The sequence below is a fragment of the Streptomyces sp. NPDC048417 genome, from assembly GCF_040651615.1.
Classification (GTDB): Bacteria; Actinomycetota; Actinomycetes; order Streptomycetales; family Streptomycetaceae; genus Streptomyces.
In genome coordinates this window covers 201,913-216,602 of record NZ_JBEZKI010000015.1, presented here as the reverse complement: position 1 = coordinate 216,602, position 14,690 = coordinate 201,913, and the positions used below count along the sequence as shown (strand labels likewise).

Below are 14,690 nucleotides of genomic sequence, written 5' to 3'. Positions count from 1 at the left end.
GGCGCCCTCTTCCCTCCGACGGTTCACGGCGGGGGGGGGGGGCGCGGGGGCGGCGGGGGCGGGCGAGGGGCCCGCGCCCGCCGCGGCGGCGCCCCCGCCGCCCCCCCCGGCCCAGCCGTCGAGGAACGCGGACAGTTCGGCGACGGTCGGATGGTCGAACAGGGCACGGGCCGTGAGGGGCAGGCGGAATTCGGAGGCCAGCAGGGAGGCTGCCCGGACCGCGCTGAGCGAATGGCCGCCGATGGCGAAGAAGTCGTCGTCGATGCCGGGCGGCGCCTGTTCCAGAACGGTTCGCCAGGCCTCCGCGACGCGCCGTTGCGTCGGGTTGGACGGCTGACGGCGAGGGCTGTCGGCAGGGCGGCGCGGGGCGGTCCGGCGGCGGTCGGCCTCGGTGCGCCGGCCGGTGGCCGTCCCGGCGGCTCCCTCGACGGCCTTGGCGGGGCCGCTGAGCCCGGCGGGCCACGGCGTCGCGGCTATCGGGCTGTCGGGCGCGGAGGTCAGGACTTCGAGGAGACGGACGAAGCCGGTCACGAAGGCGGCGGCCGTCGAGGAGTCCAGCACGGACGTCCGGTAGCGCAGGTAGCCGGGCATTCCCGTGGGCAGGTCGGCGAGCTGGAGTTCGACCTCGTACAGGGAGCGGCGTGAGAGGTGTTCGGTCGCCTCGACCGTCAGGGGGCCGACGGCGGCCGGGGGGTCCAGCGGCTGGCGGCCACCGAGCAGCACCTGGAACAGCGGGTGCGCATCGGGCCGGCGGGCCGGGGCGAGGGCCTCCACCACCCGGCGGAACGGGATGTCGGCGTCGTCGAAGGCCGACAGCGTCGCCTCGCGAGCCATGCGCAGGGCATCGCGCCAGGTCGCGTCGGCCGGCAGGCGGAGGCGCAGCGCGGCCTGGTTGGCGATGAACCCGGCGGTGTCGCGCGAGGCGGCGTCGCGGCGGCCGACGACGGTTCCGAGGACCGCTTCCCTCTGGCCGGACATGCGCTGGATCAGGACGGACAGCGCGGTGAGCCAGACCATGAACGGTGTGGCCCGTTCCGCCGCCGCGACCGCGTGGACGGCCTGGGCCAGCGGAGCCGGAACATCGACCGGGAGGACCGCTGCGGCGTAGGGATCGCCCGGGGCCGGACGCCCGAAGGACGGCCAGCGGTCGGCGTCGGCCGGCAGGTCGGCCAGTTCGGCGGCGCGGCGTTCCAGCCGCTGCGCCATGCCGGGCTGGTCGGCGGCGGCGCGGGACCGGGCGGCCGCCGCGGCCAGGGCCGGCGGCGGGGTCGGCAGGTCTTCGCCGCGCAGGGCCGCCACCAGGTCGCCGTGGAGCAACTGGAGGGTCCGGCCGTCGGCGACGATGTGGTGCACGACGACCAGCAGCCGGTGCCGCCGTCCGGCCACCCGGGCCAGGGTGAAGCGGGCCGGCGGACCGTTCTCCAGGTCGAAGGGCCGGTGGATCTCGCGGTCGGCGAGCGCGGTCCAGCGCAGCTCGGCCCCGGAGTCGGTCGCTGAGTCGGTCGAGGAGTCCGGCGACGTCGAAGGGGTGTCGGCATCGAACGCGGCGCCCGTCGCGTCGGCACCGCCGGAGCCGCTGTCGGCGGCGGGGGCGGGGACGGTCAGATCGACGTATTCGAGCGCCCCGGTGAATTCGGGCTCGATCACCATGACCGGTGTGCCGGAGGCGTCGGCCGGGAACCGCGCGCGCAGCGCCTCGTGGCGGCGGCCGAGCACCCGGACGGCGCTCGCCGCGGTCTCCCGGTCGAACGGCCCGGTCAGATCGACGACCATGGCGATCTGATGGACGAGCGCCTCGGGTGCGGTCAGGTCGAACAACCACACGTCCTCCTGTGCGGCGTCCGGCCGGTCGGCCCGCTCCTCGGCGGTCGGTGAGGCGTCGAGCGGATCGAGCCCGGCCTCCTGGTGGACACGCCGGAGGTTCTCGGCGGAAAACCGGCGGGCGCGGGTGCCCGGCCGAGTGGGGATCTCGGTCATGAGGTGATCACAGCTCCGGTGTCAGAGGTCTCGGCGCGCACGAGGAGATCCAGGACCGCGCCGTCGGGCGTCTCGGCTGTGCCGCCCGCCGTGGGCGAACGGAGGAAGTCGATGGCCGCGTGGTTGCGGCCGGTGTCGCGGTAGCCGACGACGATCCGGTCGGCGCCCATGGCCCGTGCGTGCGCGGCGATCTCGCGCATCGCCTGGACCTCGACGCCCTTGCCCATGGCCGGACAGGAGATGACGAGGGCCTCGACGACGCAGTCCGAGCCCTGTCCGGCCAGCGACACGACGACGCTGGGGCCGAGGTCGCCGAGGCGGTCCCGGACGCTGCCGAGCAGCAGGACCCGGTCGCTGCCGGCCGGCAGCGTGCCCACTGTCACGGGCGCAACCGGCACCCCGAGGGTGAATTCCTTGGAGGCCACGAGCATTTCGTTGATCCTGGGGAGGTCGGCGTCCCTGGCCGCACGGAAGTCGGCCTCGACTCGGAGCCCGGCGACGAAGGAGGCCAGCGACAGACCGCCTGCCGGCTCGGGGGCTCCGTCGCCGCCGGCGGGACCGCCCCGGGCGGCCGCCCGGCCCGGCGCGCCGGGCACCGGCAGGCGGTCGAAGACCCCGGCGGCGGCCAGGCGCGACGGCCAGGCCGCGGCGTCCGCACCGAGATCCACCGCCTCGGCGGGGCCGCCGTGGGCGGGACGCACCGTGACGATCAGGTGGTCCTCCCGGCGCTGGAGCAGGGCGACGTCCCGCGCGGTCAGGCCGGCCTCGGCGGCCAGATCGCGCACCTGGACGTCAAGGTCGCGGTCGTCGAAGAACCAGTCGGACAGCCGTGCCGGAACCGTTGGATCGCTCGTGACGAGCTCGCGCCACGCAGGGACCGCGTCCCGGCCGCCGAGCGCGTACGACGGCACTCCGGCGGCGGACAACCAGCGCAGGACACCGCCGAGACCGTCCGTGTCGTCGGCATCGGCGAGACCACGCAGGTCCAGCGCCGCGGCGTGGCGGGTGTCCCCGGTCCGCAACCGCAGGAGGTGGGCGACACGGGCCCCGAGCTGGTGGTAGACCTCCTCGCGGTAGGGTACCTTCGCGAACTGGTACAGCGCCGGATGGTGTGCCTTGGCGGCACCGAGCGAGCGGAGCACCGATTCGAGATCCACCAGGTGGACGTTGGGCCGGTCGGCCAGCGCGGTCCGCATCGCCTCGCGGGCGGCCGCGGCCGCGGCGGTGTGGCCGTCGGACCAGCAGTCGCCCGCGACGCCCAGTGGATCGGCCGCCGGCAGGCCGGGAAGCACCGCGACCAGCGTGGCACCCCACCGTGCCGCGGCCTCGCGCGCGGCGTCGGCGACGGCCAGCAACCCGGCGGTCCAGGCGCCGTCCTCCAGTTCCTCCAGGCGCTGCGCGACCACCACCACGTCCAGGTCGGCCCGGGCGGAGCCGCTGTCCGGGTCGAGGCACTCCTGGATGATCTGGTTGTAGGGCGCGACGTGGAAGTCCGGGCGGCCGTACGCCCCGCCGAGCGCCGTCGCGAGATAGGGCACGACCGAGTCGGCCGTGTAGCTGGCCATGATCCCGATGCGTGGTCCGCCGGGCGGTCCCGTGCGCTCGGTCTCCTGGTGGGCGGCCCGGAGCGCGCGCAGGTCGACCGGGACGTCGGTGAGGGGCAGTGGCATGATCGTCCTTCCGTCAGCGCCTGAGCCCGGCGAGGATGTCGGCGGTCCAGGGCCTGCTTGACCTCGGCGAGGGAACGGGCCGCGTCAAGGATTGGGGTGGCGGGGGCGGCGGGAGGCCGCGAGGGTGTCGCGGTGCCCCGGGACCGGAACGGACAGCGGTGCGAAGCCGGCGCCGGTCACGAGGCGACCCCCGCGACTCCCTTGGCCGCCAGGAGCTTGCGCAGACCGGCGATGCTGCTGATGCCCTTGATCTCCCGGCTGCTGAGGGCCACCCCGTAGTGCTCCTCCAGCACGACCACGACCTCGACGTGCTTCAGGCTCGTCCAGGCGACGTGGACGCCGGGGCCGGAGTCCTCGGCCAGTTCGGCCGTCGGCACCCCCAGAACGTCGGCGATCAGACCGGACAGCTGATCGGTCGGCGGCACGGCGGCCGTCTGCTCGGCGGTGCCCATCAGCGGACCGCCCGCCGGATACGCGGTGCCGGCACGGCAGCGGCAGGGGCCGGGAACGAGATGTCGGTGCCGGGACACGTGGACGGGGAGGACATGATCGGAGCCACCTTTCACAGGACTCGGAAACGATGAACGGGAAACTCGGTCGCGACGGCCGGACGACGTGAGCCGGCCCGGCTGTCGGGCGGCCCCCGAAGCCGGCTCCTCGGTGGCGCCGTCGGCCGGTCGTCGTCCGGTCGGCGCGGTGGGGGGGGCGGCCCGGCGGCCGAGCGGAACGGCGGCGGGGCGTCCGGCCGCGGGGTGTCGGCCCTCGGCCGCGGACCGGGGGCCCGGGTGGTCTACGGCGCCGCGGGTGCGGCCAGGGCGCGGAACCGGTCGGCGATGCGCTCGGCGAGCGCCGTGACGGTCGCGGCGTCATGGATGCTGCGCCGGTAGTAGATCTGGAGGACCAGCGCGCCGTCGACGATGGCCGGCATCAGGTCGAGCAGGTACGGCCAGGTGCACGCACCGTCCTGGCAGGGGCCGTACGCGTCGGGGCAGTGCCCGAACAGGGAGGTGTGCGCGGAGGTCTGCTCGAACCCGGACTCACCCATGTAGTTGAAGCTGAACAACGGCTGCTCACCCCCCGTCAGGCCGGCGCGCAGCGCGGGATCGGCATGCTGGCCGGCCAGCACCGCGTAGCCGAAGCCGGCGTCGGGGACGGCCGCGAGCCGGCGGTGCACCGACTGCACCAGCGACATGCCCTCGGTATCGGCGACGTCGATGCCGATCGGGAAGTAGATCTGGAACCAGCCCACCGTGCGGACCAGGTCGAGGTCCGGGAATCGCTGGGGCCGGCCGTGACCGGCCACCGCGAAGCGGAGGTGGTCGGTGCCGGTCCATTCGGCCAGGACCGAGGCCGAGGCGGCGAAGACGGCGTCGGACAGGCTGGCGTGCCGCCCGACGGCGAGCCGCTGCACCGCGGCCGTCTCCTCGGCGCTGACCCGCGCCTCGGCGGTCTCCATGTAGGCCATCTCCCGCGATCCGCCCTCGTGGTCGACCGGCACGACCGGGGCGCGGGCGCCTTCCGGGGTGGGGGCGACCTGCTCCAGCCAGAACGGCACCTCGGCGAGGAGTTCCTCGCTGGACGCGTACTCGTCGACCCGGTCGGTCCAGTCGCGGAACGACGAGGTCTTCGGGGGCAGGCGCAGCGGTGATCCCGTGACGGCCTGTTCGGTGAGGGTGGTCAGGTCCTCCAGCAGGATGCCCCGGGACATGCCGTCCACGACCAGGTGGTGGCAGATGATCAGCAGCCGGTCCGGCTCGCCGTCGGTGTGCAGGTGCAGCGCGCGCAGAGTCGGGCCGGCCGCCAGGTCGAGGCCGCTCTGCAGCCCGATGGCCAGAGCCTCGGCCCGTGCGGCGCGCTCCTCGGCCGGTGTCCCGGTCAGATCGACGCGCTCGAACGGCACGTCCACGCCGGTGGGCTCCGACCACTGGTGCCACTCGCCGTCCTCGTCGCGGGCGAAGCGCAGCCGGAGGGCGTCGTGGTGGTCCACGAGGACGCGGAGCGCGCTCTCCAGGTGGTCCGCGGTGACGTCCGGCCGCAGGGTGAGGTAGTAGGGGTGGTTGTAGTAGTTGGGGTCGCCGCCGGTTCCGAGCGGGTTGGCGAAGAACCACCGCTGTGCCGGGGCCAGAGCCACCGGCCCGACGACCGGGCCCTGGTCGGCTACGACGACCGGGGCCGCGTCCGCCTCGGCGAGGTCGGCGACCGACGGCGCATCGAGGACGGCGCGCGGCGACAGGCTGATGCCGTGCCGGGCGGCCTGGGAGACGACCTGGATCGCGGTCATCGAGTCGCCGCCGAGCGCGACGAAGCTGTCGGAGAGCCCGACGCGGTCGATGCCGAGCAGCCGGACCAGGATCTCGGCCAGCCGCCGTTCGCGCTCGGTGCGCGGCTCGACGTATTCGCCCCGGTACACGCGCCAGCGGGCCCGGTCCACGGCCGCCTGGATTCCGGCCGCGTCCGACAGTTCGGTCAGGATGCGCAGGCCGGCGGTCGCGCTGACGCCCGGCGCGGGCCCGAGGGCGGTGTCGGCGTCGTGCTCCTCGGCGAAGAGCGGCTGGTCGAGCGCCCACAGGTGCTCCAGTACGTGGCGCGCGCCGTCCGCGTCCGCCGGTATCGGGACCGCGAGAACGCCCGGGAAGCGCGCGCCCAGCCGCTCGCAGAGTTCGGCGTCCGGGTCCACCACGATGCAGTCGGCCGGGTCGACGGCGCCGGCCGCGACCGCCTCCGCGAATCCGGCTTCGAGGTCCTCGGCGCCATGCCCGGCGAGCCACGAGGCGGCATCCACGTCGGGCAGCAGGTCCGGACGGGCGGCGAGCTCCCGTCGCACGGTGGGATCGGTACCGGCGAACACCAGCGAGCGGCCCTGGCCGGCCGCCCGCCGCAGCGCGCGGGCGGCGAGCGCGGCGGACCCGTCGGCGCCGGCCCCGGTACCGGCGCCGAGCCGCAGCAGGCGGCCGGGGTCCAGGTAGACGGTGCCGCGCTGTTCGGTGCTCAGGACGGCGCGGGCCACAACCGTGGCCAGAACCGTCGTGAACTCCGGTGTGTAGGGCATGTGTGCGAGGCGGTCGGCGTGTTCGTCGTCGCGTCGGTCAACCGGGTACCGGTCGGCGAAGGGCCCGACGTCGAGAACCCGCATGGCGGGCAGCGACGCGGCCAGCCGCGTCAGACGTGCGGTCAGCCCGCGGGCCACGGTGGCCCACGGCTGCGCGGACCAGCCGGGCGAGGCCGGGCAGACGGCGATCAGGAGCGGCGTCCGGCACCAGGCGCGGTGGCTGAGCAGGGCGGCGTGCAGGTCGCCGAAGGCGGTTTCGAGATCGCGGACCACGGCGTCGAAGCGGGCCGGGCCGTCGGCGCCGCCGGCGAGAGCCCGCGGATCGTGGCCGAGGTGGCGGACCCAGTCCTCCCAGCGCAGCAGCACGGTGTTGACGCGTGCCCCGGCGGTGCCGAAGGTGGCGTCCGGGTCGAGCAGTTGCTGCACGACCTGCGCGTAGGGCGCGAAGGCGACCTTGGCCGGGCGGCCGAACAGGTCGAACCAGAAACCGAGCGCCGGGCCGGCCGCTTCGGCGGTGAAGCTGGCCGCCACGGCGGTGGAGGGGACGGTCGCGGCGTGGTCGGGCTCGGTGCCGGATTCGGTTCCGGGCGCGATCGCCGGGATCCGGCAGCCCTGGGGGAAGGGGAGTTCGCCGCTGCGGGCCTCGGAGTCGCCGGCCACCGCCTCCAGCATGGCGGCGAAGGCTTCCAGCAGCGCCTCGGCCCCGGCGGGTGAGTACAGCCCGGTCTGGTAGTCCAGGGTGATCAGGAACTCGTCGCCCTCGGCGTCGAGGCTGAACAAGAGCTCGAACTCCGTCCCGGCGCGCAGCCAGTTCAGCTGCGCCAGGGTCAGACCGTCGATGTCGGGCAGCCGGTCGTCGCCGTCGACGAAGTTGAACAGCGTCTGGAACAGCGGCTGTCGGCCGGGGACGCGCACGGCGCGGACCGCCGAGACGATGTTCTCGAACGGCAGCCGCTGGACGGCGCGGGCGTCCAGAATCGCCTGGTGGGTGGCCTGGACGCGGCCGGCGACGGTCAGGTCGCCGACCCCCGTCAGCCGGATCGGCACCAGGTCGGCGAAGTCGCCCACGACATCGGACAGCCCGGGGTGCTCGCGGTTGCCGTTGAGCGTGCCGACGACGAACTCGTCGCGTCCGCCGGCGCGTGCGGCCAGCAGGTGGAACGCGGTGAGCACGACGCTGAACAGCGGCACCTCCATCCGGCGTCCGGCCGCGCGCAGCCGCGCGGCGAGCCCGGTGTCGACGCGGCGGGTGACCACCCCGCTGTCCGAACCGATCTCCGCGGTGCGCGGGAAGTCGGTCGGCAGCGAGGAGACCCCCGGAACGTCGCGCATGATCTCCCGCCAGCGCGTCTCGTGTTCGCGCCCGCCCGGACCGAGAAGCCATTCGTGCTGCCAGTGGGCGTAGTCGGCGAACTGCACCGGCAGCTCCGGGAGTTCCGGGGCACGTCCCGAGCGCGCGGCGCGGTAGAGCTCGGCCAGGTCGCGCACGATGACGGCCCAGGACCGGTTGTCGGTGACCGCGTGATGCATGGCCATCGACAGGTAGTGGATGCGCGGCCCGGCGGCGAACAGCCGGAACCTGGCCAGCGGGCCGCGGTCGAGTTCGAAGGTCTCCTCGGCGGCGGCGCGCATCAGGCGCTCGATCTCTTCGGACTGGTCCGGTCCTTCGGGGACGGTGGTCGTCGCCGGGAAGACGTCGCTCCCCCAGCCCGCCGCGTCGGGCACGATGCGCAGCACCGGCGCGCCGTCGGGGTCCTCCGCGATCGTCGTACGCAGCGATTCGTGGCGGTCGAAAAGGGCCGCGACAGCCGTGCGGAGTGCGGCCTCGTCGAGGTCGCCGTCGATGCGCAGCGGGAAGGCGCTGTTGTGCAGGAGGCCGGCGCCGTGCACCTTCGCCAAGGTCCACAGCCGGCGCTGGGTGGAGGACGGTGCGAGCGCCTGGTCGCGTGACACGGGCACCGGTCCGTCCTCGCGCGCCCCGGGTGCCGCGGCGTCGACGAGGTGGGCGAGGTGGCCGAGGGTCGGGCCGCGGAAGAGCTCGAACGGCTCCACCGAGCGGCCGAACTCGGCCTTGATGCGGGTCAGCAGCTCGACGGCGAGGAAGGAGTGGCCGCCGAGGGCGAAGAAGCTGTCGTCCAGTCCGATCCGGTCGGCCTTCAGCGCCTGCTGCCACATCGCGGCCAGGCGGCGCTCGGTGTCGGTGGCCGGTTCGCGGAATCCGGCCGCGTCCGGCGCTCCGGTCCCGGCCGCCGGTCCGCCGTCGGCGACGTCGGCCGCGTCGGCACCGCCGACAGGTCCGGCGGCCCCGACGGCCAGCCGCGACGGCCAGACCGGGACGAGTTCGGCCGGGCGCCCGTCCTCGTCGCGGACGGTCAGCGGCAGCAGGCCGCGCACGACCGAGGCGCCGAGCAGGGCATGGAAGTCGGCTCCGGCGTACGGCACGACGTCCAGCCCGTCGAGGAAGTCCGCATCGTCCTGGTCCTCGTCGAAGCCGTCGCTCCCGGTGCTCGAGGTGCTCTCGGCGTTCTTCGGCACCGCGGCCCGCGCGGTGCGGATCCGGACGTCGGACCAGCGCCCGCAGGCTTCGCCGAGACGGCGGGCCGGTCCGTCGAAGACCTCGGTGCCCTGCCAGCGGGACCAGGCCGCCGAGGGCGGGCAGAGCACGATCGTCAGCGGGTCCTCGGACCAGGCGCGATAGGCGGACAGGGCGTCGCAGAACTCGACGAGTCCGCGGTCCAGGGCCGCGCCGACCGCCTCGGGGTCTCGGCGGTCCGGTACGGCGCCGAACCTGGCCAGGTCCTCCCAGCGCAGCAGCACCACATGCGCCGCGCCGGGGTTCATGCCGAACACGCCGGTCAGGGCGCGCAGTTGCTCGGCAACCGGGCCGGGCTCGGACGGCACCTCGAAGTCCAGCCCGAGACCCGCATGCCTGGCCCAGGAGCGCACCACCGGCAGCACCGGTTCGACCGGGAACGAGGCCGCCAGCGCGACCAGTCCGGCGCGCGCCGCAGCGAGGCGGCTCCACGGCGTGTCGGGAGCGGCGGCGACGGCGCGCGCCACCTCGGCGAAGCGCCCGGTGAGGTCGGCGACGGCGTCGGCGGTGAACAGGTCGGTGTTGTAGCGCAGTTCGCCTTCGAAGCAGCCGTCCTCGCGACGCTCCATGTTCAGGAACAGGTCGAAGTCGGTGACGCCGTTGTCGCGGGTCTCCACGATGAACTCCGGGACCGCGTCGTCGAAGCGCGCCGGAACGACCTCGTGGAAGCCGAACATGACCTGGAACAGCGGGTTGCGGGACGGGTCGCGCGGCGGCGCCAGGGCTTCGACGACCTTGGCGTACGGGACCTCCTGGTCGCCGTAGGCCCGGCCGGCCTCCTCGTGCGCCGCGCGCAGCAGGTCGCGGAAGGTGGCCGAGGCCGCCGGGGCCATGCGCAGGACGAGGATGTCGGCGAAGCAGCCGATCATCGGCTCCAGTTCGGGACGCGTGCGCCCGGCCACCGGGGACCCGATGACCACTTCGGCGTCGTCCGAGGCCCGGCCGAGCAGGATCGTCAGGACGCTGAGCAGGGCGACGAACGGCGTGGTGCCCTCGGCGCGGGCCAGGGCGGCCAGGCGCTCGCTGGTCTCGGGGTCCAGGACGAGCGGGGTCAGGGCGCCGTGGTGGGTCTGGAGCGGCGGCCGGGGCTTGTCGGCGGGCAGGTCCAGGACGAACGGGGCGCCGATCAGGCGGTCGCGGACCGCGGCGAGGCGGCGCTCGTAGCGGTCCCCCGCCGCGCGCTCGCGCGCCCACAGCGAGAAGTCCGGGTACTGGATCGGCAGTGTGTCGAGCTTCGGCCGGCGGCCTTCGGTGTCGGCACGGTAGGCCTCGACGAGTTCTTCCACGAGGACGGAGGTGGACCAGCCGTCGAAGGCGATGTGGTGGACGACGATCTGGAGCAGGTGCTCGTCGCTCCCGACGGGGAACAGCGCGGCGTCCAGGAGGCGTCCGGTGACCAGGTCGAGCCTGGTGCGCGCGTGCCGGACCAGGGCCGCGTCGAGGGCCGGCGGGTCCTGCCGGTCGCCGGGCACGGCCGCGGCGGTGACCGGGACGGCGACCGGCCCGGCGGGGACAACGCGCTGGCGCGGCCCTTCGGGGCCGGCGACGAACGCGGTGCGCAGAGCTTCATGGCGCTCCACGACCACGGTCAGCGCGCGTTCCACGGCGCCGTGGTCCAGGGCGCCGCGGACCCGGATCGAGACGGTGATGTTGAGGGCCGGGTTGCCCGGATCGAGCAGGTCCTGGAAGTAGAGGCGCTCCTGGGCCGGGCTGAGCGGGATCAGGTCCAGGTCCGCGTCACGGGGGCGCAGCCGACCGGCAGCGGCGGCGTCGCGCTTCTCGGCGCGCAGGCGGGCGAGGAGTTCGGCGCGCTGGTCGGCCGGCATCTCGCGGGCGGGTTCGCGGATGGTCTCGGTCATCGGACGCCCTCTTTCCGGGGGTCGGGCAGCGGATCGGTGGCCGCGGGCTGTGACGCGGACTGGCTGCCGAGGTAGGCCCTCATGAGCTCTTCGTCGGCGTACTCGCACAGCGCGGCCACGGTCGGCGCCTCCATCAGGGCGCTGAGCGGGAGTTCGACGCCGAGGACGTCGAGCAGCCGGGCCACGACGCGAGTGGCCAGCAGGGAGTGGCCGCCGAGTTCGAAGAAGTCGTCGTGGACGCCGATGTCGGCGATGCCGAGCAGGTCGCTCCAGACCGCCGCGACGGCTTCCTCCCGCTCGTCGCGGGGTGCGACGAAGGCGGTCGCCAGACGCCGGGGGTACGCGGCCAGCGCCACGGCGTCGGGCGCGGTCCCGCTCGCTCCGTCCTCGTCCGCCGCGGCGCCCCGTCCGGTGGCGGCCGGGGCGGCTCCGGTGAGCTGCGGGGAGTGGGCCGGACGGCCGTCCGCGGCGGGGTTCAGGCCGATGGCCGTTCCGGAGGCCGGGGGGTCGATCCAGTAGCGTCCGCGTTCGAAGGGGTAGGTGGGCAGTTCCGCACGCCCGCGCGGGTCGTGGCGCCAGTAGCCGGTCCAGTCCGGCTCGATCCCGGCGAGCCACAGCCGGGCCAGGGCCTCGGTCATGGTCCGGTCGGCGGCGCCCGGCCGGCCGGGCGCGGGCAGGCTGCCGACCACGAGGTTCCCGGACAGCTCCGGGTTCTGCCGGGCCAGGGTGGCCAGAGCGGTGCCCGGGCCGACCTCGATCAGCGCCAGCGGACCGGCCTCGGCGAGGGTCACCAGGCCCTCGTGGAAGCGGACCCGGCCGCGCAGGTGCCGTACCCAGTAGTCCGGCGAGGTGGCCTCCTCGGCGGTGATCCAGGTCCCGGACAGGTTGGAGACGAACGGCAGGGCCGGGGCGGCGAGCGGAACGGCGGCCGCGAGGGCGCGGAAGTCCTCGAGGACGGGATCCATCGCCGGCGAGTGGAAGGCGTGCGAGGTGTGCAGCGGACGGACCGCGACGCCCTTGGCGGCCAGCGTCCCCTCGATGTCGGCGAGCGCCTCGGCCGGCCCGGAAAGGACGGTGAGCGACGGGGCGTTGGAGGCGGCGACGGCCACGTCGCCCCGGACGAACCGCTCGGCCTCCTCGACCGGCAGCCCGACCGACAGCATGCGGCCCGGCGGCAGCGCCTGCATCAAGCGCCCGCGCAGGGCGACCAGACGCAGAGCGTCCGGCAGGGGCATCGTGCCGGCCAGGCAGGCGGCCACGTACTCGCCGACGCTGTGGCCGATCATCGCCGCGGGCCGGATGCCCCAGGACTCCCAGAGCCGTGCGAGGGCGTATTCGACCGCGAACAGGGCAGGCTGTGCGAATTCGGTTCGGCGCAGCCGCTCGGCGGCGGCCGGGTCCGCCACGGCGCCCGGCAGCCGATCGCTTGCGGAATCCCCGAGGACGAGGTCGCGCAGGTCCCGGCCGAGGGTCGGGACGAGCAGGTCCGCGCAGGTGTCGAAGGCGTCCCGGTACGCGGGCTCGGTGCGGTACAGCTCGGCTCCCATGCCGACGTGCTGTGCGCCCTGGCCGGAGAACATGAACACGATGTCGCGGCGGCCGGTTTCGACGTGACCGGCCATGGCCTGCGGCGATCCGGGGGCGAGTGCGGCCGCCGCGTCCGCCGCGGAGTCCGCGACCAGGGCCACGCGATGCGCGAAGGCGGTGCGGCCGAGTTGAAGGGTGGACGCGACGTCGGCGAGTTCGGCGGGACCCGGCCCCGGTTCCGTGCGGAGTTGCTCGCGCAGCCGCTCCCGAGCCGTTTCCAGCGCGCTCGGAGTGCGGGCCGAGAGCACGAGCAGGTGCCGCCCGCGATACGGCGATCCGGACGGGGCGGGGTCGGGCGCCTCCTGGAGGATCACGTGCGCGTTGGTGCCTCCCATGCCGAAGCTGCTCACCGCCCCCAGGCGCCGCCCGCCGCGAGGCCGCTCCCAGGCCCGCTCGGCGGTGGGCACCTCGAACGGGCTGCTTGCCAGGTCGATGCCGGGGTTCGGCTCCCCGAAGTACGGACTCGGTGGCACGACGGCGTGCGCCAGTGCCAGCACGACCTTGAGGAACCCGGTGATGCCGGCGGCCGCGTCCAGGTGTCCGATCAGGGCCTTGACCGAGCCCAGGGCGCAGCGCCCGTCGAGGTCGGGGTCGCGCCCGGCGAAGGCCTCGGTGAGCGCCGCGAACTCGATCGGGTCGCCCAGCGGCGTGGCGGTGCCGTGCGCCTCCAGATATCCGATGTCGGCCGGGTCGGCTCCGGCGAGGTCGCGGGCGGTGCGCAGCACGGCGGACTGGCCCTGGACGCTGGGCGCGGTGAACCCGACCTTGCGGCGGCCGTCGTTGTTGACCGCGGTGGCCTTGACCACGGCGTGGACCCGGTCGCCGGCGGCGAGCGCGGCGGCCAGCGGCTTGAGCACCACGGCACCGACACCGTTGCCGCTCACAGTGCCCGCGCTCCGGGCGTCGAAGGGCAGGCAGCCGCCGTCCGGGGAGAGGATGCCGTTCTCGCGGCCGTCGTGGACGGACAGCTGCGGCAGGCGCACCGAGGCGCCCCCGGCCACCGCGATCTCGCAGTCGCCGGCGAGCAGTGCCTGGCAGGCGAGGTGGATCGCGACCAGGGAGGTCGAGCAGGCGCTCTGCACCGACACCGCCGGGCCCGAAAGGTCCAGGTGGTAGGCGGCGCGGGTGGCCAGGGTGTCGGTGATGTTGCCGAGCAACTGCTCCTCGCGCAGATCCGCCAGGCCCGGGTTGGGCAGCAGGTGGCGGATCAGATAGGTGCTCAGGCTGGCCCCTGCGTAGACACCGGTGACGGGCCGCCCGACCGCCGAGCCGTAGCCGGCCCCCTCCAGCGCGGTCCACGCGCACTCCAGGAAGACCCGCTGCTGGGGGTCGAGCAACTCGGCCTCGCGTGGGCTGTAGCCGAAGAACGCCGCGTCGAACAGCTCGGCCCCGTCGAGCACCCCGCCGGCGCGCACGGCGGTCGGGGCGTCGGAGGCCGCATCACGGGCGCCGGCGCCGGACTCGGGAGCCGGCACCGTCCGCACGGTCCGACGTCCGGCACGGACGATCTCCCAGAACCGGTCGAGATCGGGCGCGCCGGGGAAGGAGCCCGCCATGCCGATCACCGCGATGTCGAGGTCGCCGGCTCCGGCGGCATCGGAACCGATGCCGGAGTGGTCGTTCGCACCAGAGTTGTCGGCTCCGCTGTTCCCGCGAAGGTCAGCATTGCCTGAGCTTGATGCCTCGTAGCGCACCGCCGGCCCCTCCCTCATGGATTGGTTTGTGGCTCGCCGAGGAAGCTATCGGAGCGAGTTGATATTGCCGCCATTTGTGTGCCATGCGTTCACCATGAGCTCCGTCCACAACAAATCCGATGGGCGCGGCGAGGTCTGCGGCGTTCTGATTCGTTGCCTTTTTGGCAGTGAATTCACAAGTCCGCGAGGAGTTGGCCGGTGGTCCTGGCCCGGGCGTACACCTGCCCCGGGGGTCGTCGTTCCTGCCGGCGATCCACGCGT

Annotated in this window: 5 protein-coding genes; all 5 read right to left on the bottom strand. The window is 74.5% G+C overall.

Annotated elements, in window-relative coordinates; translation table 11 throughout:
* A partial coding sequence (locus AB0D59_RS24515; protein WP_362569011.1) for a condensation domain-containing protein occupies window positions 1-1,977 on the bottom strand: 1,977 nt, incomplete at its 3' end.
* Window positions 1,974-3,647: a hypothetical protein gene (locus AB0D59_RS24510; RefSeq protein ID WP_362569008.1), complete on the bottom strand. Its 1,674-nt coding sequence runs from the start codon at window positions 3,645-3,647 to the stop codon at window positions 1,974-1,976. The genes AB0D59_RS24515 and AB0D59_RS24510, both read right to left, overlap by 4 nt.
* Before the next feature lie 176 nt (window positions 3,648-3,823).
* Window positions 3,824-4,177, bottom strand: a complete 354-nt coding sequence (locus AB0D59_RS24505; RefSeq protein ID WP_362569005.1) for a phosphopantetheine-binding protein — start codon at window positions 4,175-4,177, stop codon at window positions 3,824-3,826.
* A gap of 260 nt (window positions 4,178-4,437) precedes the next feature.
* Window positions 4,438-11,148, bottom strand: coding sequence for a condensation domain-containing protein (locus AB0D59_RS24500; protein WP_362569002.1), 6,711 nt, complete (start codon window positions 11,146-11,148; stop codon window positions 4,438-4,440).
* A complete protein-coding gene (locus tag AB0D59_RS24495) occupies window positions 11,145-14,447 on the bottom strand; it encodes a beta-ketoacyl synthase N-terminal-like domain-containing protein (RefSeq protein ID WP_362568999.1) in 3,303 nt (1,100 codons plus the stop codon). Before AB0D59_RS24495 ends, AB0D59_RS24500 begins: the two co-directional genes overlap by 4 nt.
* Between the last annotated feature and the right edge of the window lie 243 nt (window positions 14,448-14,690).

Coding starts and splice junctions, on each gene's coding strand:
- AB0D59_RS24500 (WP_362569002.1), bottom strand. CDS start 11,148: ATGACCGAGACCATCCGCGAACCCGCCCGCGAGATGCCGGCCGACCAG.
- AB0D59_RS24495 (WP_362568999.1), bottom strand. CDS start 14,447: ATGAGGGAGGGGCCGGCGGTGCGCTACGAGGCATCAAGCTCAGGCAAT.
- AB0D59_RS24510 (WP_362569008.1), bottom strand. CDS start 3,647: ATGCCACTGCCCCTCACCGACGTCCCGGTCGACCTGCGCGCGCTCCGG.